24 protein-coding genes and 1 tRNA gene are annotated in these 18491 nt (G+C 33.7%); 21 read left to right on the top strand and 4 right to left on the bottom strand.

Annotation, left to right across the window (positions count from 1 at the left end; all coding sequences use genetic code 11):
• Positions 1 to 2 precede the first annotated feature (2 nt).
• The gene (locus tag KAT95_02115) at positions 3 to 911 is read left to right on the top strand and encodes a glycosidase (GenBank protein ID MCK4520641.1); all 909 of its coding nucleotides are present in this window, start codon (positions 3 to 5) and stop codon (positions 909 to 911) included.
• A gap of 38 nt (positions 912 to 949) precedes the next feature.
• Here KAT95_02115 and KAT95_02110 read toward each other — a convergent pair.
• Positions 950 to 1033 (bottom strand) — tRNA-Leu (locus KAT95_02110).
• Between the two features lie 66 nt (positions 1034 to 1099).
• On the opposite strand from KAT95_02110, the gene KAT95_02105 reads away from it, so the two are divergent.
• Both KAT95_02105 and KAT95_02100 read left to right on the top strand, forming a co-directional pair.
• Entirely contained in the window at positions 1100 to 1879 is a 780-nt protein-coding gene (locus KAT95_02105; GenBank protein ID MCK4520640.1) for an AAA family ATPase, read from the top strand.
• Positions 1880 to 1891: 12 nt separating this feature from the next.
• Positions 1892 to 2785: a ParB/RepB/Spo0J family partition protein gene (locus KAT95_02100; GenBank protein MCK4520639.1), complete on the top strand. Its 894-nt coding sequence runs from the start codon at positions 1892 to 1894 to the stop codon at positions 2783 to 2785.
• A gap of 19 nt (positions 2786 to 2804) precedes the next feature.
• Here the strand turns inward: KAT95_02100 and KAT95_02095 are convergent, their stop codons facing one another.
• Positions 2805 to 4580 (bottom strand): bifunctional (p)ppGpp synthetase/guanosine-3',5'-bis(diphosphate) 3'-pyrophosphohydrolase, encoded by a 1776-nt coding sequence (locus tag KAT95_02095; protein MCK4520638.1) that lies wholly within the window; start codon positions 4578 to 4580, stop codon positions 2805 to 2807.
• A gap of 128 nt (positions 4581 to 4708) precedes the next feature.
• Here KAT95_02095 and KAT95_02090 point away from each other — a divergent pair, with 128 nt between their 5' ends.
• The 6 genes from KAT95_02090 to KAT95_02065 all read left to right on the top strand — a co-directional run bounded on the left by KAT95_02090 (position 4709) and on the right by KAT95_02065 (position 9298).
• A complete protein-coding gene (locus tag KAT95_02090) occupies positions 4709 to 5143 on the top strand; it encodes a NifB/NifX family molybdenum-iron cluster-binding protein (protein ID MCK4520637.1) in 435 nt (144 codons plus the stop codon).
• A gap of 59 nt (positions 5144 to 5202) precedes the next feature.
• Positions 5203 to 6027 carry an ATP-binding protein gene (locus tag KAT95_02085; GenBank protein ID MCK4520636.1) on the top strand — a complete coding sequence of 275 codons (825 nt, stop codon included), beginning with the start codon at positions 5203 to 5205 and terminating at the stop codon, positions 6025 to 6027.
• Positions 6028 to 6029: 2 nt separating this feature from the next.
• Positions 6030 to 6950, top strand: a complete 921-nt coding sequence (locus KAT95_02080) for an ATP-binding protein (GenBank protein MCK4520635.1) — start codon at positions 6030 to 6032, stop codon at positions 6948 to 6950.
• 119 nt (positions 6951 to 7069) lie between these two features.
• Positions 7070 to 7237 carry a hypothetical protein gene (locus KAT95_02075; protein MCK4520634.1) on the top strand — a complete coding sequence of 56 codons (168 nt, stop codon included), beginning with the start codon at positions 7070 to 7072 and terminating at the stop codon, positions 7235 to 7237.
• Between the two features lie 81 nt (positions 7238 to 7318).
• Positions 7319 to 8197: an MBL fold metallo-hydrolase gene (locus tag KAT95_02070; GenBank protein ID MCK4520633.1), complete on the top strand. Its 879-nt coding sequence runs from the start codon at positions 7319 to 7321 to the stop codon at positions 8195 to 8197.
• 33 nt (positions 8198 to 8230) lie between these two features.
• Complete coding sequence (locus KAT95_02065) at positions 8231 to 9298, top strand: nucleoside monophosphate kinase (GenBank protein MCK4520632.1); 1068 nt, start codon at positions 8231 to 8233, stop codon at positions 9296 to 9298.
• A gap of 308 nt (positions 9299 to 9606) precedes the next feature.
• On the opposite strand, the gene KAT95_02060 is transcribed toward KAT95_02065, so the two are convergent.
• Positions 9607 to 10860, bottom strand: a complete 1254-nt coding sequence (locus KAT95_02060) for an ATP-binding protein (protein MCK4520631.1) — start codon at positions 10858 to 10860, stop codon at positions 9607 to 9609.
• 502 nt (positions 10861 to 11362) lie between these two features.
• Here KAT95_02060 and KAT95_02055 point away from each other — a divergent pair.
• From KAT95_02055 to KAT95_02040, 4 genes are all read left to right on the top strand, one after another.
• Entirely contained in the window at positions 11363 to 11791 is a 429-nt protein-coding gene (locus KAT95_02055; protein ID MCK4520630.1) for a nucleotidyltransferase domain-containing protein, read from the top strand.
• On the top strand, positions 11781 to 12209 hold the full coding sequence (locus tag KAT95_02050; protein ID MCK4520629.1) for a DUF86 domain-containing protein: 429 nt from the start codon (positions 11781 to 11783) through the stop codon (positions 12207 to 12209). Before KAT95_02055 ends, KAT95_02050 begins: the two co-directional genes overlap by 11 nt.
• A 36-nt stretch (positions 12210 to 12245) precedes the next feature.
• A complete protein-coding gene (locus KAT95_02045) occupies positions 12246 to 12509 on the top strand; it encodes a hypothetical protein (protein MCK4520628.1) in 264 nt (87 codons plus the stop codon).
• A gap of 183 nt (positions 12510 to 12692) precedes the next feature.
• Positions 12693 to 12917, top strand: a complete 225-nt coding sequence (locus KAT95_02040) for a hypothetical protein (GenBank protein MCK4520627.1) — start codon at positions 12693 to 12695, stop codon at positions 12915 to 12917.
• A 109-nt stretch (positions 12918 to 13026) separates the two neighbouring features.
• Here KAT95_02040 and KAT95_02035 read toward each other — a convergent pair whose 3' ends face one another.
• A complete protein-coding gene (locus KAT95_02035) occupies positions 13027 to 13248 on the bottom strand; it encodes a hypothetical protein (protein MCK4520626.1) in 222 nt (73 codons plus the stop codon).
• Between the two features lie 117 nt (positions 13249 to 13365).
• On the opposite strand from KAT95_02035, the gene KAT95_02030 reads away from it, so the two are divergent.
• The 8 genes from KAT95_02030 to KAT95_01995 all read left to right on the top strand — a co-directional run bounded on the left by KAT95_02030 (position 13366) and on the right by KAT95_01995 (position 18405).
• Positions 13366 to 14007, top strand: coding sequence for a site-2 protease family protein (locus KAT95_02030; GenBank protein MCK4520625.1), 642 nt, complete (start codon positions 13366 to 13368; stop codon positions 14005 to 14007).
• A gap of 42 nt (positions 14008 to 14049) precedes the next feature.
• Positions 14050 to 14478: a 30S ribosomal protein S12 gene (rpsL, locus tag KAT95_02025; GenBank protein ID MCK4520624.1), complete on the top strand. Its 429-nt coding sequence runs from the start codon at positions 14050 to 14052 to the stop codon at positions 14476 to 14478.
• Between the two features lie 4 nt (positions 14479 to 14482).
• On the top strand, positions 14483 to 14947 hold the full coding sequence (gene rpsG, locus KAT95_02020; GenBank protein MCK4520623.1) for a 30S ribosomal protein S7: 465 nt from the start codon (positions 14483 to 14485) through the stop codon (positions 14945 to 14947).
• A gap of 124 nt (positions 14948 to 15071) precedes the next feature.
• Positions 15072 to 15293, top strand: a complete 222-nt coding sequence (locus KAT95_02015) for a hypothetical protein (protein MCK4520622.1) — start codon at positions 15072 to 15074, stop codon at positions 15291 to 15293.
• Positions 15294 to 15296: 3 nt separating this feature from the next.
• Entirely contained in the window at positions 15297 to 15545 is a 249-nt protein-coding gene (locus KAT95_02010; protein MCK4520621.1) for a type II toxin-antitoxin system RelE/ParE family toxin, read from the top strand.
• Positions 15546 to 15593: 48 nt separating this feature from the next.
• Positions 15594 to 15890 (top strand): hypothetical protein, encoded by a 297-nt coding sequence (locus KAT95_02005; protein MCK4520620.1) that lies wholly within the window; start codon positions 15594 to 15596, stop codon positions 15888 to 15890.
• A 115-nt stretch (positions 15891 to 16005) separates the two neighbouring features.
• Complete coding sequence (gene fusA, locus KAT95_02000) at positions 16006 to 18081, top strand: elongation factor G (protein MCK4520619.1); 2076 nt, start codon at positions 16006 to 16008, stop codon at positions 18079 to 18081.
• A gap of 39 nt (positions 18082 to 18120) precedes the next feature.
• Positions 18121 to 18405 carry a hypothetical protein gene (locus tag KAT95_01995; GenBank protein MCK4520618.1) on the top strand — a complete coding sequence of 95 codons (285 nt, stop codon included), beginning with the start codon at positions 18121 to 18123 and terminating at the stop codon, positions 18403 to 18405.
• Positions 18406 to 18491 lie beyond the last annotated feature (86 nt).

Raw genomic sequence — 18491 nt, 5'->3', positions numbered from 1 at the left:
AAATGATAACCTTAAAAAGATATATTAAAAACCCTATTCTTAAACCGATAAAAACCCATCATTGGGAAGAATACGTTTACAATTGCGCTGCAATAATCTTGGACAATAAAGTCCATATAGTTTATAGAGCATTAGGCAGGGATAAAGTATCAAGGCTTGGTTATGCGTCAAGTAAAGATGGTTTTCGCATTGATGAAAGGTTAGAAAAACCAATTTTTATCCCAGAGTTAGAATTTGAAAAACCAATGGTAAAATTCAATAATTCTGGTATTGAGGACCCAAGATTAACAAGGATTGGCAGCAGAATTTATATGCTTTATGCCGGCGTAAATGGCAGAACAGCCCAATCATCTATGGCTTCAATTGAAGTTGAAGATTTTTTACAAAAGAAATGGAATTGGAAAAGGCATGGGGTTATTTTTCCAGATATTGATGATAGAAATGCAGGTTTATTTCCAGAAAAGATAAATGGTAAATATGTTCTTTATACAAGATTTATGCCGAATATTTGGGTGAGTTATTCAAGAGATTTGAAAAACTGGTCAAGACCAAAAATAGTAATGAAACCAAGAAAAGGGATGTGGGATGAATACAAAATTGGTATAGCCGGACCTCCTCTAAAATTGAATAATTCCTGGCTATTAATTTATCATGGAGTTGAACAAAAGCAAGCCGGAAGAATTTATAGATTAGGATTTACTTTAATAGATCTCAAAAACCCAGAAAAAATTTTATATAGATCCAAAAAACCAATTCTTGAACCAGTCAAGAATTATGAATTAAAAGGACAGGTTCCAAATGTGGTTTTTTCATGCGCTGCTGTTATTAAAGGAAAAAAGCTTTTTGTTTATTATGGCGGCGCTGACACTGTAATAGGAGTGGCTACCGCAGACATTTCTAAATTTCTTTGAAACAAAAAAATACGGGGATTGATTTCCCGTTTTTATTGTGCCGGAGGAGGGACTCGAACCCTCACAGACTTTCGTCTATACGATTTTGAATCGTACGCGTAAACCAATTCCGCCACCCCGGCTCAATTTAATTCTATCAAAAATTATCCCCCTTTGTCAATTTTGAAATCTTATGCTAAAATAAAATAATGGCTAGGATTATCTCTATATGTAACCAAAAAGGAGGGGTAGGGAAGTCAAATGTTGCTGTAAACATGCCAGTTTTTTTGAGTGCCAAAGGGAAGAGAGTTTTATTAGTAGATATGGACCCCCAAGCCAATGCAACTTTGAGTTTAGGAATTAACTGCCGTAATCTGCCTCTTTCTATTTATAATGTTTTAATGGAGCAGATTACTCCTTCGGCAATTATTAGAAAAAGTTCTTTTTTTGGTTATGATATTATGCCTGCTTCTCCGGATTTAGCCGGTGCTACTGTGGAATTGGTTGGAATGAAAAACCGAGAATTTAAATTGTCTCAAGTTCTAAAAAAGGTTGAAGAATCTTATGATTTTATCATTATTGATTCACCTCCAAGCTTAGGCATTTTAACCCTTAATTCTTTAGTCGGCTCCAAGGAAGTTTTAATTCCTGTTCAGTGTGAATACTTGGCTTTAGAGGGGTTAGATCAGCTGCTTGATACCATTGCCTTAGTAAAAAACAATCTTGGCCAAGATTTAAAAATTACTGGAGCTTTATTAACAATGTATAATAGAAGAAATCGTATTTGCAGGGATGTTGCCAAAGAAGTAAGAAGAAGCTTTTCTGGGTATGTGTTTGATACTATTATTCCTAGAAGCGTGGTTTTAGCTGAAGCGCCAAAATACGGCCAGACAATTTTACAATACGCTCCTGGTTCTCAAGCAGCCAAAGCATATAAGCAATTAGCCGAAGAAATTCTTATTCTTGAAACTAAAAATTTAGAATCTTAATTATTTAATTTTATGAAACAAACATTTGGCAAGGGGATAGAATCATTAATTCCTAATAAAAAACAAAAAAATATTGAAAAATCAGCAACCAAGAAAGAAGCAGTTTTTTATATTGAAGTTGAGAGAATAAAATCTAATCCATATCAGCCAAGGAGAGAATTTAATATGGATGCTTTAAATTCTCTGGCAGAGTCAATTAGAGAGCATGGAATTTTACAGCCATTAGTTGTTGCTAAAATTGAAACATCTGGCTTAAAGGATAAAAGCATGCAGACGCAATATCAGTTAATTGCTGGTGAAAGACGTTTAATGGCGTCTAAAATAATTGGTTTAAAAGAGGTGCCAGTGATAGTAAGGCATCCTACAAATAAAGAAAGGCTGGAATTATCTTTAGTAGAAAATGTTCAGCGCCAGGATTTAAATCCAATAGAAAAAGCAGAGGCATTTGACCGTCTTCATAAGGAGTTTGGCTTGACTCATGAAAAAATCGGACAATTAGCAGGTATTACTAGACCGGTTGTCAGCAATATGGTCCGATTTTTAGGCCTATCTCAAGAAATAAAACAAGCAATTAGAGAAAATAAAATCACTGAGGGGCTGGCAAAAGCCATTTTATTGACTAAAGAGCCGCAGAAAAGAAAAGTAGTTTTTGATAAGATTTTAAGAGATAACTTAAATGTGAGGGAAGCAGAACATCTTGCGAGAAAACTTAATATATGGCAGCCGGGCAAAGGCGTTAAAAAAGAAATAGTTGATGAATTAGTTGATTTAGAGATGAAATTCAAAGAGCTTTTTGGAGTTACTGCCAAAACAATTAAATTAAAGCTTGAAGACGGCAGGCCAAAATTAACAGTATTCTTTGATTCAAAACACGAAGCAGAAAAACTGCTCAATGATTTGAAATAAAACTTTTTAATAATCAATATTAAATTCTTTTCCAGGTGGTTTTAATAATTCTTTGAGGCCATTTTTCTTTTTCTTTTCTAACATTAACACAGTCAATTTTGTGTATAGTGGCTCCTTGATTTTTTGTAACATAAGCAATGATTTTGTCTCCTGGCTTAGGAGAACAGCATTTTGCCATATTTATTAATATTCCTCTTTGCTTCTCTAAAGTTTGTCCCTCTAAAGAAACAACAGTTTTTTCTTCTTTTTTTATTGCTTTTTTACTTTTTCTTTCTTTTTTGGTAGGCATTGGCATAAAAGAAAGAATTTTAGGCAAAGAAATTTTTCTCTTTTTTTCTATTATTGGAGTAAAGAATCGTTTGATTCTAATTCTGGCTAAATTTGTTTTAACAAAATCAAGCCAGTTCCGCGACGGCACTTTATTTTTGTTTATTATAATTTTAACCCTGTCTCCTGTTTTCAATTCTTGATTTAAACGTACTATTTTTCCATTTACTTTTGCTTCCTGGCAGTGATGTCCTATTTCAGTATGCACAGCATATGCGAAATCTACTGGCGTGGCTCCTTCTGGCAAATCAATAATATCGTTTTTTGGCGTAAAAACAAAAATTCTATTGCCAAAAAAATCAATTTTCAAGGATTCTAAATATCTGTCTGGAGAAAATTTCTTTGTTTCTTTTTGCCATTCCCTTAATTGTTTCAACCAGTATAGTTTTCGTTCCGGCGGTTTGGAAACCAGTCTTTTAATATAGGTTTTTAGCCCTTTTTGTTCTGAATAATACCAGTGAGTAGCAATACCGAGTTCTGCTTCTTTATGCATTTCAGGAGTTCTGATTTGAACTTCAATGATTTTATTATCTATACAGGAAACGGTAGTATGCAGGGAACGGTATTGGTTTGGTTTTGGCTTGGAAATGTAATCTTTAATTCTGTCTGGCAATGGGTTCCATATTTTATGGATAATACCCAGTGTTTTATAACATTGCTCTACATCCTTAACAATTATTCGCAGGGCGACTAAATCATAAATTTTATCTAAATTATCATCATATCTTTTAAGTTTTTGATAAAGAGAATAATAATGCTTTGCTCGAGAGTTAATTTGGATAGGTTTAATTTTTTCTTTTTTTAATTCTTTTTCAATAATTGGGACAAGTTTGTTTAGATAACTTTCTCGTTTTTTATATCTATCTTTAACCCTTGATACAAGTTTTTTGTATTCGTCAGGGTAAGCATATGGAAAAGCAAAATCCTCTAATTTGCCTTTGATTTCCCCGATACCCAAGCGGTAGGCGAGAGGAGCATAAATATCAATGGTTTCTAATGCAATTCTTTTAGCTTTATCAGGCCTTAGATAGTTTAAACTTTTTAGATTATGGAGGCGATCGCATAATTTAATGAAAATCACCCGTATATCTTCTGCCATAGCTAAAAACAGCTTTCTGAAATTTTCCGCTTGCCTTTCAATGCCGTGATACTTAATTTTTCCTAACTTGCTTACTCCCTGCACTAAAATGGCAATTTCTTTGCCAAATTCTTTTTTGATTTCATTATTAGTTATATCAGTGTCGTCTACTACATCATGAAGCAAGCCGGCAACTATTGTAGTTGGACATAGCCCTGCTTTTTTTAAACAAATAGCAGTACGCAAAGGATGTATAATAAATTCCTCTCCGGATGCCCTTTTTTGGTTTCTATGGGCATTCTCAGCAAATTGATAGGCCTTTTGAATCAATCTTGGGTCAGTGCTGTCTTTTATAAGCTCTTGAAATAATCTTTGTTTTTTGCTTGACATAGAAATAGTTTGGTTATATTTTACAATACCCCAAAATTTATTTTTTGGCAACTTTCAATAAAGCTATAATTAATGTATAATAAAAATGAAAAGGTCAATTTTATTATTATTTTAAAATATAGCAAAATATGGCAAAAATTCTCATAACTTCAAATGGTTCTGATTTAAATTCTCAAGTTTCTCCTATTTTTGGAAGATGCCAGTATTTTTTAATTGTTGATGAAAAGGGAAAAATGGAAAAAGCTGTTCCTAATGCCGGTATTCAGGCGATAAGAGGCGCTGGCATTGCTGCTGCTCAAACAGTAGTAAGTGAAGGCGCAGCAGTTGTTATCACGGGTAGTGTCGGCCCTAATGCTTTTTCAGTTTTACAACAATCAGGGATTAAACTCTATAATGGAGTAGGGATGACTGGCATGGAAGCTTTAGATAAATTTGAGAAAAATCAATTAACAGAAATTGCTACATCAGCTGGCCGTTTCGGCGGCAGAGGGTTTGGTCAAGGTTCTGGTAGAGGAATGGGCCGCGGCATAGGCGGCGGCGCAGGAGGAGGAAGACAGGTTTAAAATATAAAAGGAAAGAATAAAGAATCCATTACTATATTTATTATTTGGAGAAAAATAAAATGACTAAAACTTTAGCAGTGACAGGGGGAAAAGGAGGAACTGGAAAATCTACAGTAGCTGTTTTATTGGCTAATGAATTTATAAAGAAGGACAAAACAGTCCTTCTTTGCGATTGTGATGTGGAGTGCCCAAATGACTATTTGCTAATTGGTGAGAAATTAAAAAAACCAGTTAAAAAAATATTTGCTGAATTTCCCAAATTAAGCAAGGAAAAGTGCCGGAAATGCGGATTTTGCGCTAAGACCTGCCAAAGTAATGCCATTTTTTTACCTCCGGGAAAGTATCCGGTATTTATTAAAGATTTATGTTCTGCCTGCGGCGCTTGCTGGGCTGTTTGTCCTTATAGCGCAATTACACCTAAAAAAGAAGAAATAGGAAAAATATACTTAAATAAAGTCAAAACTAGCCTTTACTTAATAACTGGAATGGCTAAGCCAGGGATAGAAGAAACAGGGCCGGTTGTTACCCAGCTTAAAGAATTTGTTTTGGATTTTGCCAAGACAATAAAAGCAGATTATATTTTATTTGATACCGCAGCTGGTATCCATTGTCCGGTCATCAGCGCTTTATTAGGCTGTGATTTTGCTTATGCTGTTACAGAGCCAACTCCAATGGGCGCTTATGATTTAAATTTAATTTTAAACTTGTGTAAAAAACTTAAGGTGCCAGCTAAAATAATTATAAATCAAGCAGATTTAGGGGATAAAAAGGAAATTAAAAAAATTGCCAAAAAACACGAAACCAAAATAGTAAAAGAGATTCCTTATTCAAAAGAAATAGTTAATGCCTATTCCAAAGGAAAAATGCTTAAAGTTAGTATTTAGAAATGAAAAAAGATAAAAAATTAAAAGAATTTAAGTTAGTGGTTTCAGGAGGAAAAGGAGGAGTGGGTAAATCTATGCTTACTTCTGCTTTAGCTATGCTTTTCGCGGAAGAAGGACAGTCCCTTATAGCGGCAGTTGATTGTGATGTTGATGCTCCTAATTTAGCAATATGGCTTAATGAAGACAGGAATTGGCAGAAAATTAAGAAGATTTCTACATCATCTAAGGCAGTAATTGATTATAAAAAGTGTACTGGTTGCGGTTTGTGCGCTGAAAAGTGTCGGTTTAATGCTATAAAAATGGAAAAAGGCAAGCCAGTCATAAATCCTTTTTTATGTGAGGGATGCGCTGCTTGCCAAGTTATCTGTCCTCAAAAAGCAGTAAAGCTGAAACCAGTGAAAAATGGTGAAATAAAAATTAAAAGAACAAAGTATGGCTTTTTCTTGGTTTCTGGCCAGCTTTTTCCCGGAGAAACTGGTTCTGGCAAGATAGTAACCGAGATTAAAAAAGAAGCATCCGCCTTCGCTAAAGCTTCGGCGGACAAGCAAGCGGATAATTATATTATGCTCATAGATTCAGCTCCGGGTACTGGCTGTCCGGTAATTGCTTCTCTCCAAGGTGCTGATTTTGTTGTATTGATTACTGAACCAACTCCTTCCGGGTTTTCTGACCTAAATCGGGTCTTAGAGGTGGTAAATCATTTTAATATCCCTTATAATATAGTAATAAACAAATGGGATATTAATTCTAGCTTGAGCAAGAGAATTGAAAAATGGGCTGGTCCAAAATTTTTGGGTAAAATTTCTTACGATAAAAATATATTTAAAGCTATTTCCAGCTTAACCCCGATTTTGGAAACAAATTTAAAAGCAAAACAAGAGATTAAGAAGATTTATGAGAAACTGGCTAAAAAGATAGATTAAGGGTTTTAGGGGCTTGACTATATCTCTTGCTTAATTTAAGCTTAAGTATAGTAAACAAATAATATAGAAAAGGTCGAAAATATAGAATAAAATTATTAACTTTAAATATAATTTTAATTATGGCTGAAAAAATTACTGCTTATTGCGTAAAATGTAAAGCAAAAAGAGAAATAAACGATCCAAAAGAAGTTACCATGAAAGGAAAAGGAGGAGCTAAAAGAAGAGCTATGACTGGTACTTGTCCAAAATGCGGGACAAAGATGTTTAGAATAATGGGGAATAAGTAAAATTTTGGAATATTCTAGAATTTCAAGCCTGGTGTTTTATCAACACTGGGCTTTATATTTGATTTAAGCTATTATTAATTAATGAAAAATAATCAAAAGATTGTTTTTGGGATTTTGGGAATATTAGTTATGGCTAATGTTTTAGCTTTTTCGGTTGTATTTGAGCTGAACCAGCCGCAAATGCTGGAAGTAAGTTTCTTTGACGTAGGCCAAGGCGATAGTATTTTTATTGAAACGCCAGAAGGGCATCAGATTTTAATTGACGGAGGCCCATCCTCAGCTGTTCTTGAAAAATTAGCTAAGGAGATGCCTTTTTATGACAGGACGATTGATTTAATTATTTTAACTCATCCAGAACATGACCATATTGCCGGCTTGATTAAAGTTTTGAAAAGATATAATATAGATTATATCTTATGGACAGGAATTATTAGGGATACAGGAGAGTACAAAGAATGGCAAAAATTAATTCAGGAGCAAGGAGCAGATATTAAAATAGCGCAGGCCGGTCAAAAAATTAAAGCTGGAGAAGCATATTTAGATATAATTTATCCTTTTGATAATTTAGAAGGCAGGGAAGCGAAAAATGTAAATAATACTTCTATAATTTCTCGTTTAGTTTTCAGAGAAAATTCTTTTATTTTTACCGGCGATGCTTTTAAATCTGTGGAAAGAGAATTAAAGGAAAGAGGCGCTGTTTTAGATTCAGATGTTTTAAAAGTCGGGCATCATGGAAGCAAGACATCGTCGTCTCAAGAGTTTATACAAGCAGTCAGTCCGGAAATAGCTGTGATTCAGTGCGGTAAAGATAATAGATACGGCCATCCTAATTTTGAAACATTGGAAACTCTTGGAATGCTTGGCATAGAGATATTGAGAACGGATAGAGATGGCGATATTAAAATTGTTTCTGATGGCAAAAAAATCATTTTAACATCTTTTAAATCCATCTTTTGTTAATATGTTAGTATGTTTAAATGTTAGTATGTTTTCGTGAACTTTCCAATTTTTAAAACAAAAACAAAAGGAGCAAATAAAAAATTTGATTTAACCGATCCAAAACAAAGGAGCGAGTATTTTGAATTAAAGGCTGGCGATGAAATAAAAAAAATAAGAAAGTATTTGGATAATCACACTTTTATTATTTATTTTTTAGGCAAAAAAAATTCAGGTAAAGGGACTTATGCCAAAATGTTCGCAGAAATTGTCGCGCCAGAAAAAATTTTTCATTTTTCCATTGGTGATATGATAAGAGAAATTGATAAAGAATTAAGAGATGATAAGAGAAAAAAGAAATTGATTAGCTTTTTAGAAAAAAATTATAGAGGATGGCAGTCTCTCGATGAAATAATTTCTGTATTGGAGTCAAGAAGCACTAAAAGGCTGCTGCCGACAGAACTGATTTTAGCTTTAGTCAAAAGAGAAATAGCCCGGCAAAAAGGAAAAGCTATTTTTATTGACGGCTTTCCCAGAGAATTAGACCAAATAAGTTTTTCTTTGTTTTTTCGGGATTTAGTTGATTATAGGGAAGACCCGGATATTTTTGTTTTAATTGATGTGCCTGAAAAAGTCATTGATGAAAGAATAAAATGGAGAAGAGTTTGTCCTGTTTGTCAAACATCAAGAAATTTAAAGCTACTGCCTACTTCAAAAGTCGGCTACAACAAGGACAAAAAAGAGTTTTTCCTAATTTGCGATAATCCAAAATGCAAGAAAGCTAAAATGCTTCAAAAAGAGGGAGACGAATCAGGCATAGGACCGATAAAAGAACGTTTAAACTTAGATGAGACATTAATTAAAAAGGCATTTTCCTTGTATGGCATTCCTAAAATTTTATTGAGAAATTCTATTCCAGCAAACAAAGCCAAAGAATTTACTGATGACTATGAAATCACTCCGGAATATTGCTATCAATGGGACGAGAAAGAGAAAAAAGTAAAAATAATTGAAAAACCCTGGATTGTCCGCGATGAAAAAAACCTTTTTTCTTACAGCTTGATGCCTCCGCCAGTAGTGCTGTCTTTTATTTCTCAAATGGTTGATGTTCTAAAACTTCGCTGATGTGGTGGGGGTTGACACAGGTTTTAAAAGATATATAATGAAAGTGGAGAAAGGATAGAAATTCGGCGGTGCTTCATTAGAAACTATAAATAAGATAATTTCTAACGGAGCCCTGCTGGGTTCTAATTAGATTCTGGACAAAAGTTTTTTCTGGGGACTATATTTGTGTGGTCTGTGGATCGTACAAGAAGTGCCCACTTAGATATTTTTCCGGAGATTCTTCTAGGAGCCGCAGGGTGTTCAATTTGTCTTAATATAGAGGCAGATTTTTTTTATATTAATCTACGACATTATTCCTCCAAATAATTTTATAAAAGCAGATATTTCCATAGAGGAATAAATTCAGTACTTACTCCTTTCATTACTTTTTTCCCTTCAAAGTTTTTAGTAATAACTAATAATTTTTTAGATCTCAAGTATTTTACTGCTAAAAGATTATTTTTAATTTCTGGTTTTGTATCACTATATTTTATTTCAATAGGTGTATTTTGATGATAAAAATCAATTTCTGTATATTTTTTCCAAAACCATTTAGCATTTAGATGAGAACAGACCAAATTTTCAGCTAAGAACGGAATTTGATTTAATAGTTCCTTTTCAGAATCCATAAATCCAGCAGCTAAATTTACAGTTCCTAAATATGCCTTCTTTAATTTTCTTGCTCTGGCTATGGGACTGCCTCGAAAATTATAAATAAGGTTAATTAAAAATGATTTTTCTAAATAGCCAACATATTTTGAGACCGTTTGATAACTTATGCCCAGAGACGAAGCCAAAGACCGATATTCCAAAAGCATTCCTGGTTTTTGAGCGATTAAAGAAAGGATACTCTTTAAGACTTCTGGTTCGCCAACATCATAGACCTTAGGAATATCATAGAAAATAACCTTATCTACAATTGAATTAATATATTTTTTAATTTTCAGGAAGTTATTTTCTTTGATAATCTCTGGCAAAGAACCAGAAAGAAAATATTTATTAAGTTCTTTTTTTAGGGTGAGTTGTTGAAGGTTAAGATTTTCAATTTTTATTCCTTTCAGGTAAAGAAATTCTTTAAAATCCAATGGTTTGAGTTCAAATTCATAAATTCTTCCGGCTAAGCTTTCTTTTGTTTTTTTTAAATAAATACTTGATGAACAGGAAACAAAAAACTTAATCCTTTTTTTTAGGTCATAGTATCTTTTTAAGATAACCTGCCAGTTTTTTAGATGGTTGACCTCGTCAAAAAAGATATAGACATTTTTTAATTCATCTTTAAGGATTTCGTTTTCGTAGATTTCAATAACTTTTTCAATAATTTCCGGGTCCTTACCTAAAATTTCATCAAAAGAAAAATAAAGAATTTTTTTAGGAGGGATATTTTTGAGTAATTTTTCAATCGTTTGTAAAAGAAGCACGGTTTTACCCGTTCTTCTCATTCCCAAAACAGCGATTATCTGAGAATCGTCACGATATTGCCAGAGCTCTTTTAGAAGAAATCTTTTTTGATAATTTTTGATTTCTTCTATCTCTTTTTTCTCCCACCAGGGATTTTGTTTAATAATTCTCTCAAGTAAAGTCATATTTTTTAGTAGTTATACTTTTATCTTTATATTACTTTTAGTTAATATGTTGTCAAGACCTATTTTGTGGATAACTTTTCCTTGTTTTAAAATTTGCTTTTACTATAATACTATAATAAATGCTATAATATAGGTAAGATGCAAAAATTAAATAATAATTATTTTCAGCCCGTAAGGGCTGAAACCGAGAGAGAATAATCGCTCACCGAGTTTTTTGGTTTTATTCAATCCTTGTGTTATAATATCATTATATGAATAAAGATTTTAGCGAGTTAATTGAATATTTAAATAAGAAGTTTGAGAAGACAGCTACCAAAAAAAATTTGGCCGGTTTAGTAACCCTTGAAAAATTTAGATACACTTTTTACCAAGAAGACAGTTAAAGAATATCACAGAGCAAAGCTCGGTGCGGGGCAAGGAGAGAGAGTAATTCGCGCCTGCCCCGTAGTGAACTTGTTCTACTTTGGGGCCTGTTGCTTATAATATAGGAGGGACAAAAATTATGTTGATAACCAAAGAACAAAAGCAAAAAATTGAAGAAATTGGCAGAAAATATAATTTAAAGCTGATTTTACTTCATGGTTCTTACGCTACTGGTAAAATTAAGCCCGGCAGCGATTTAGACGTTGCGGTTCTTGGTAAAAAACCGATTGAATTTGAGGAATTGTTAAAAATCCATGGTGATTTAGCGAATATTTTTGGCGATAATCGTGAGCGAGAGCTGGATTTGAAATCTTTGCATAAGATCAATGCTTTGTTTCGTTTTGAAGTGATGCGGTATAGTGTTTTGCTTTATGGAAATCTTATTGACTATTATTCTTTCAAGGCGTATGCGTTTCGCGATTTTCAGGACAGCCAGAGTCTTTTCTATCTTTTAGGAAAGCTCATAAAAAAGAGACAGAAGTATTTAATGGAAGCTTATGTTAAATAAACAATTTATTAAAGTAAAAATTGAGTATATCCAGCGAGATTTAAATAGATTAGAAGCAATGGCTGGTTTAACCATTAATGAAGTTGCTAAAGATTATGTGAAATATGCTGCCTTGAAGAATTTTTTAATGGAGATAATCGGTCGGGCGATTGATATTAACGAACACATTATCGCCGAAGCAGGTGATGCTAAATTAGAAGCTCCATTGAAATACAGGGAAACATTTTTACGATTAGCCAATATGGGCGTTCTGCCGGTAGATTTTGCCAAAGAAATAGCAGAGAGCGCTGGATTTAGAAATGCCGTAGTTCATGACTATAATAATTTAGATAAGCATATTGTTCATAAAAGCGTTGACGAGGCGATTAAACAATACGCGAAATACTGCGGCTATATTTTGAAATTTATTGAGAAATAAAAGGTTTTTTATGTTAATTACAACAATTAAATATTTATGAATGATACTAAAATTGCTATTTTCAAGGGCAAAAAAGTGAGAAAAGCTATTCACAAGAATGAATGGTGGTTTTCGGTTGTTGATGTGTGCGAGGTATTAACCAACAGCGTTGATGCGGGAGCATATTGGAGGAAATTAAAACAACGACTAAAAGAGGAAAGTGATGAGGTTGTGACATTTTGTCACGGACTGAAATTAGAAGCGTCTGACGGTAAAAAATACGAAACCGATTGCGCTAATACCGACGGGTTAAGAAATTAAAGTAGATGTTATTCTAATTCTAAAAATGTGATACAATTCTATTAAGATGACAAAATCTATTTTTGAACAAATTGTGAATTACGAGAGACGCCAGCACTGGAGCAAGCTCGGTGTATGGCAAGGAGAGAGTAATTCGCGCTCGCCGTGCCTGGCTCCGTAAAATCCGCAGGATTGTTCGGGGTTTTGAATTTTATAAAATTTTTTATTGAAAAAGTGTTAAAAGCGGAAAACGAAGTTGATTTTGAAACTCGTCTGAAATTAAAAAACGCTGTCAGAAATTTAAGCGATGAGGAAATTTTAAACCAATGGAATAAATTTGTTGAAAGCAAAACTGAAAACGAAGCCCAGGAAGAAGCAAAAAATTTGTTGGAAATGCTGATAAATAAAATAAGCGGCGGCGAGGTCTGACCTCGCTCTAATAAATACGCAGCTACAAAGTAACTAAAAAAATACTCGTAGAAACGAGTATTTTTCGTTGATCGGAGTGACAGGGATTGAATCAGGGCGACACTCCGGGTTACTTTAATTTAGAAAGGGACTTGATGCATTTGGTACAGGCAAGGATTCTTTTGCCAACGAATTTTTTAAAAGCTTTTCTTTCTGTGTCCATAGGAACTTTAACCCATTGTAGATTAGGGTATTTTCTTTTTTTTGGGCTGGGATTGTACTTGCCGCGAAGCTTGTTTAATTTCCGAGCCATTATTCCTTTTTTTTCGCATATTGCGCATTGCTTAGCCATCGTATTTTATATTAGTATCTTTTTATAAATTTGGCAATAGTTAGTTTATTTGCTATACTAATTAATATATAATTTTTAATTTTTAATTTTCCACTTTTAACTTGAGCGATAGCGAATATGGATCCTTCAACTTTAATTTTAATAATTATAATTTTTCTTTTTTCTGTAGTGATTCACGAAGTAGCTCACGGTACTATGGCGAATATATTAGGAGATCCGACTGCTAAATATGCAGGCCGGCTTACCTTAAATCCCTTAAAGCACTTAGATTTATTTGGTTCTATCATTGTGCCAGGTATTTTAATTCTAACCAGCATGGCTGTAGGAGGCGGAATTATTTTTGGCTGGGCAAAGCCGGTTCCTATTAATCCATATAATTTCCGAGACCAAAAATATGGTTCAGCTAAAACAGCTCTTGCCGGTCCGGCAGCTAATATTTTTCTTGCTTTAGTTTTTGGTTTATTAATAAGATTTTTACCTTTTGGCACAGGTTTATTTTCCCAAAATTTGATTTTTGTTTTTGGGTTCATTGTCTGGGTAAATTTACTTTTAGCAGTATTTAATCTTTTGCCCATTCCGCCTTTAGACGGTTCTCATATTCTTTTTGCTTTTTTACCTCAAAGATTAGAACATCTAAAAATTGTTTTAGCTCAATATGGTTTATTTATCTTACTTTTTGTTATTTTCTTTTTATTACATTGGATTATACCAATGATTAATTATCTATTCGCTTTAATCGTCGGCGTTCCATTTTTCTGATTGACATTGTCTTCAACATCTGTTAAATTTAAAAACATCAATATGCCAACAATACACCAATTAGTTAAAAAGAAGAGAAAAACTACAAAAAAAGCCAATAAAAGGCCGGCTTTGAGTTTTGGTTTCAATGTTTTAAAAAATAGGCCTAAAAAATATCCTTCTCCTTTTAAAAGAGGTGTTTGTCTTAAGGTTTTTACTGTTACCCCTAGGAAGCCGAATTCTGCTTTAAGAAAAGTAGCTCGTGTTAGATTAAGCAATGGGTCGGAAGTTACTGCTTATATTCCTGGCATCGGCCATAACCTGCAAGAGCATTCAGTGATTGTAATTAGGGGAGGGAGAGTTAAAGATTTGCCAGGAGTAAGATACCATGTTGTAAGGGGTCTTTTAGATACTGGCGGAGTTGAAGGAAGAAAACAAGGAAGAAGCAAATATGGAACTAAAAAAGAAAAAGGCAAAACACCTTCTTCTTAAATAAATTATGCGCAAAGCAGTTAAAAAAAGAGAAATATTGCCTGATCCTGTTTATGATAATGTTATGGTTGCCCAGTTTATCAATAAGATGATGCGTAAAGGCAAAAAAACAATTGCCAGAAAAATTATTTATGGCGCTTTTGATATTATTAAAGAAAAAACAAAAAAAGAGCCTTTGGAAGTTTTTGATTTAGCTATTCAAAATGCTTCTCCTTTATTAGAAGTAAAATCAAAAAGGATTGGCGGAGCAGTTTATCAGGTTCCAAGAGAAGTAAGGGGAGAAAGGAAAATAAGTTTAGCTATGCACTGGATTATTTTAGCCGCTAAGGCAAAAAAAGGAAAAGCAATGAAGGAAAAGCTGTCCGAAGAATTAATTGTGGCTTCTAAAAATGAAGGAGCGGCCATTAAGAAAAAGCACGATACGCACCGTATGGCAGAAGCTAATAGAGCATTTGCCCATTTTGCCTAAAATATAATGGAAACTTTAGATTTTATTTTTTCTTTTATATTAGTATTACTTTTAATATATCTTTTACTAATCTGGTAAAAGTTTTGGTTGATTAAATTTTAATTTTATAGTATATATAAAATATATGGCAACAATAACTATTCAAAAAAAACAATATCAGAGTCTTTTAGAAAAAGCTCTTCGTTATGAATATATTCGAGAAATTATGAAAGAGAATTTATTTGCTTCTCCTTCTGTTCGTGATACAAAAGAAATTATTAAGAGTTTTAAAGAGACAGGAAAATATAATGATAAATTTCTAAAGAGTTTGGAAAAAGGATTAAAGCGCTCTTCATACTTTAAATAATTTATGAAAATAATTGCCCTTCATTCTGAAATTAAAGAATATCTTAGAAAAAGAAAACTAGAGAAAAAATTTGAAAAACAAAAGTACCTCTTTGAGGTTAATCCATTTCATCCAAGTTTAAAAACAGAACTTCTTGAACCAAGAAAAATGAGAATCTGGAGTTTTAGAGTTAATCAGAAATATCGGGCGATTTTTGTTTTTAGAGAAAAAGATACAATTGAAATTATTGATGTGAACGACCATTATCAATAATCTAAGCACAAAATTCAAAATTAAATAAAAAAAATCGGCAGCAATACGATGATTGCTACCTATTTTATATTTTTTGGTTTTTTGAAAGAACTATTCTATCCATCCTCTTTCAATGATTCTTCTAATGTCGCTATTATCCCTACTATTGTTGTAAGGAAAATGGCTATCGTTGCTCCAAAGATTATCGATGCTAATATCCCTAAAAATATACTCGATAGCAATAGTGCTATTATTGTGGAGCATAAAGAGGATGCACTTCCGATTGATGTCCACAGTATTCCTGACGTTATGTTTTTGTTGCTTTCGTATTCATCTTCCATTTCTATCACCTCAAAATTAGCATAACATACCATCAAAATTTTGTCAAGGGAATTCCTTGATAAATGATATATAAGGAATTTTTTATTTTGAAAATTAAGACATTGAAAATTCATTGATAATTGAAAATTGATAATTGCAAATTATGCGAAAGTATCCAATAGAAAAAACAAGAGATATAGGGATTATTGCCCATATTGACGCCGGCAAAACAACCGTTTCAGAACGGGTGCTTTTTTATACTGGTATTTCACATAAAATCGGCGAAGTCCATGAAGGTGAAGCTATTATGGATTGGATGGAGCAGGAAAGAGAAAGAGGGATTACTATTACTTCAGCGGCCACAACTTGTTTTTGGTTAGGGCATAGAATTAATATCATTGATACGCCAGGCCATATTGACTTTACAGCTGAAGTTCAGCGCTCTCTTCGCGTTTTAGACGGGGCTGTAGTTGTTTTTGACGGTGTGGCTGGTGTTGAGCCGCAGTCAGAGACAGTTTGGCGCCAGGCAGATAAGTTCAAAGTTCCGAGAATTTGTTTTATAAACAAGTTAGATAGAATGGGCGCAAATTTTGAGAAAAGCTTTTATTCTATTATTCAGAAGCTTTCTCCTAATGCCTGCGCAATGCAGATTCCAATTGGTATTGAGGATAGGCTTGAAGGAGTGATTGATTTGTTGAAAATGAAAGCGTTAAAATTTGAAGGCGATCTTGGCGAGAAAGTGGTAGAAGAAGAAATACCAGATGGTATAAAAAAAGAGGCAGAGGAATGGCGAAAGAAAATGCTGGAAAAAATCGCTGGTGAAGATGAAAAACTTTTGGAAAAATATTTAGCTGAGCAAGAGATTTCAGAGCAGGAATTAAGAGAGGTGTTGAGAAGGGCTACAATAGACTATAAGCTGATTCCAGTATTTTGCGGTTCTGCCTTGAAAAATAAAGGTGTTCAGCAGGTTTTAGACGCTATTATTTATTATCTTCCTTCTCCTGTAGATATTCCTCCAATAATTGGCAAGAATCCAAAAACAAATGAAGAAGTAGAAAGAAAATCTGATGACAACGAACCATTTACTGCTTTGGCTTTTAAAATTGCTACTGATCCCTATGTAGGCACTTTGACTTATTTCAGAGTTTATTCAGGAACTTTAAAAAAGGGTTCCTATGTTTTAAATACCTTTACTGGAGAAAAAGAACGATTAGGCAGGATTTTAAGAATGCATGCTGCCGAAAGAGAAGAAGTTGATGAACTTTTCGCCGGTGATATTGCCGCTACAGTTGGTTTAAAAAACACGAGTACAGGCCATACCCTATGCGATGAGTCCAGCCCGATTATATTAGAAGAGATTACCTTTCCAGAGCCGGTTATTGGCATTAGGATTGAACCAAAAACAAAAGATGATCAGGAAAAGATGAGTTTGGCTTTAAAGAAATTATCAGAAGAGGACCCTACTTTTAAAATAAAAACAGATGCAGAAACAGGGGAAACGATTATTTCTGGAATGGGCGAACTGCATCTTGATATACTTTGCGACCGAATGAAAAGAGAATTTAAGGTTGATGCAGCAATGGGCAGGCCACAAGTTGCTTATAAAGAAACAATCATGACGGAAGCAGAAGCAGAAGGCAAATATATTCGGCAGTCTGGCGGCCGCGGACAGTATGGCCATGTTTGGCTTCGTTTAGCTCCGAAAGAAAGAGGAAAAGGTTTTGAATTTATTAATGAGATTAAAGGAGGAACGATTCCAAGAGAGTTTATCCCTGCAGTAGAAAAAGGAGTAAAAGAGGCAGTAGATAAAGGTGTGATAGCCGGCTATCCAGTAGTAGATGTTTCGGTTACCCTTTATGACGGTTCTTTCCATGAAGTTGATTCTTCAGAAATAGCTTTTAAAATTGCCGCTTCTACTGCGTTTCAAGAAGGAGCTAAAAGGGCAAAACCAATGCTTCTTGAGCCGATTATGAAGCTAGAAGTAGTTATCCCTGAAGATTTCCTAGGAGAAGTTATTGGAGATTTAAGTTCAAGACGAGGAAAGATTGAAGAAACACAGGAAAGGTTAAATATGAAAGTTATTAACACTAAGGTGCCATTGGCTGGAATGTTTGGATATGCCACCTCTCTTCGTTCCTTAACAGAAGGCAGGGGAACTTTCACAATGGAATTTGACCATTATGAGCCAGTTCCGGAAAACATTGCCCAAGAAATCATTGAAGGAAAGAGAAAATAAGTTGATTTTTTGGGAGAAGTTTGCTAATATAAAACCATTATGGATTTAGATGAAATCAAAAATTTAATAAAAATTGATGGAGGAAAGTTTATTATTGTGGAAAATGGAGAGCCAGTGCTAATGGTGATGAGTTTTCAAGATTATAAAAAAATAATAGAGGAGAATTCTGAAAGAATTTCTTCCCGGCAATCAAATCCGAGTTCTATAGAAAAAATCCCAGAAGCTCAAGAATTTAATTCAGAGAGCGATAACGAATATACAGAGGCAGTTGAGAAAACTCCGCAATCAGAAGAATCATTAAAGATTGAAGATTTGCCGGTTTAACTCTTTTTTCAATAAAGGGGGTTGACTTTTTTTTAATTTTTAATATTATATATAATATAATCTTATAACAACATACTAACACGTTA

The organism is Candidatus Parcubacteria bacterium (assembly GCA_023131895.1).
Classification (GTDB): Bacteria; Patescibacteriota; Minisyncoccia; order Minisyncoccales; family JAGMDC01; genus JAGLYZ01.
This window is presented reverse-complemented; position numbering and strand designations above follow the sequence as displayed.

Excerpts from the sequence above, each read along its gene's own strand:
- KAT95_02115 (MCK4520641.1), top strand. The coding sequence starts at position 3 with ATGATAACCTTAAAAAGATATATTAAAAACCCTATTCTTAAACCGATA.
- KAT95_02105 (MCK4520640.1), top strand. The coding sequence starts at position 1,100 with ATGGCTAGGATTATCTCTATATGTAACCAAAAAGGAGGGGTAGGGAAG.
- KAT95_02100 (MCK4520639.1), top strand. The coding sequence starts at position 1,892 with ATGAAACAAACATTTGGCAAGGGGATAGAATCATTAATTCCTAATAAA.
- KAT95_02095 (MCK4520638.1), bottom strand. The coding sequence starts at position 4,580 with ATGTCAAGCAAAAAACAAAGATTATTTCAAGAGCTTATAAAAGACAGC.
- KAT95_02090 (MCK4520637.1), top strand. The coding sequence starts at position 4,709 with ATGGCAAAAATTCTCATAACTTCAAATGGTTCTGATTTAAATTCTCAA.
- KAT95_02085 (MCK4520636.1), top strand. The coding sequence starts at position 5,203 with ATGACTAAAACTTTAGCAGTGACAGGGGGAAAAGGAGGAACTGGAAAA.
- KAT95_02080 (MCK4520635.1), top strand. The coding sequence starts at position 6,030 with ATGAAAAAAGATAAAAAATTAAAAGAATTTAAGTTAGTGGTTTCAGGA.
- KAT95_02075 (MCK4520634.1), top strand. The coding sequence starts at position 7,070 with ATGGCTGAAAAAATTACTGCTTATTGCGTAAAATGTAAAGCAAAAAGA.
- KAT95_02070 (MCK4520633.1), top strand. The coding sequence starts at position 7,319 with ATGAAAAATAATCAAAAGATTGTTTTTGGGATTTTGGGAATATTAGTT.
- KAT95_02060 (MCK4520631.1), bottom strand. The coding sequence starts at position 10,860 with ATGACTTTACTTGAGAGAATTATTAAACAAAATCCCTGGTGGGAGAAA.
- KAT95_02055 (MCK4520630.1), top strand. The coding sequence starts at position 11,363 with ATGTTGATAACCAAAGAACAAAAGCAAAAAATTGAAGAAATTGGCAGA.
- KAT95_02050 (MCK4520629.1), top strand. The coding sequence starts at position 11,781 with ATGTTAAATAAACAATTTATTAAAGTAAAAATTGAGTATATCCAGCGA.
- KAT95_02045 (MCK4520628.1), top strand. The coding sequence starts at position 12,246 with ATGAATGATACTAAAATTGCTATTTTCAAGGGCAAAAAAGTGAGAAAA.
- KAT95_02035 (MCK4520626.1), bottom strand. The coding sequence starts at position 13,248 with ATGGCTAAGCAATGCGCAATATGCGAAAAAAAAGGAATAATGGCTCGG.
- KAT95_02030 (MCK4520625.1), top strand. The coding sequence starts at position 13,366 with ATGGATCCTTCAACTTTAATTTTAATAATTATAATTTTTCTTTTTTCT.
- rpsL (MCK4520624.1), top strand. The coding sequence starts at position 14,050 with ATGCCAACAATACACCAATTAGTTAAAAAGAAGAGAAAAACTACAAAA.
- KAT95_02015 (MCK4520622.1), top strand. The coding sequence starts at position 15,072 with ATGGCAACAATAACTATTCAAAAAAAACAATATCAGAGTCTTTTAGAA.
- KAT95_02010 (MCK4520621.1), top strand. The coding sequence starts at position 15,297 with ATGAAAATAATTGCCCTTCATTCTGAAATTAAAGAATATCTTAGAAAA.
- KAT95_02005 (MCK4520620.1), top strand. The coding sequence starts at position 15,594 with ATGATTGCTACCTATTTTATATTTTTTGGTTTTTTGAAAGAACTATTC.
- KAT95_01995 (MCK4520618.1), top strand. The coding sequence starts at position 18,121 with ATGGATTTAGATGAAATCAAAAATTTAATAAAAATTGATGGAGGAAAG.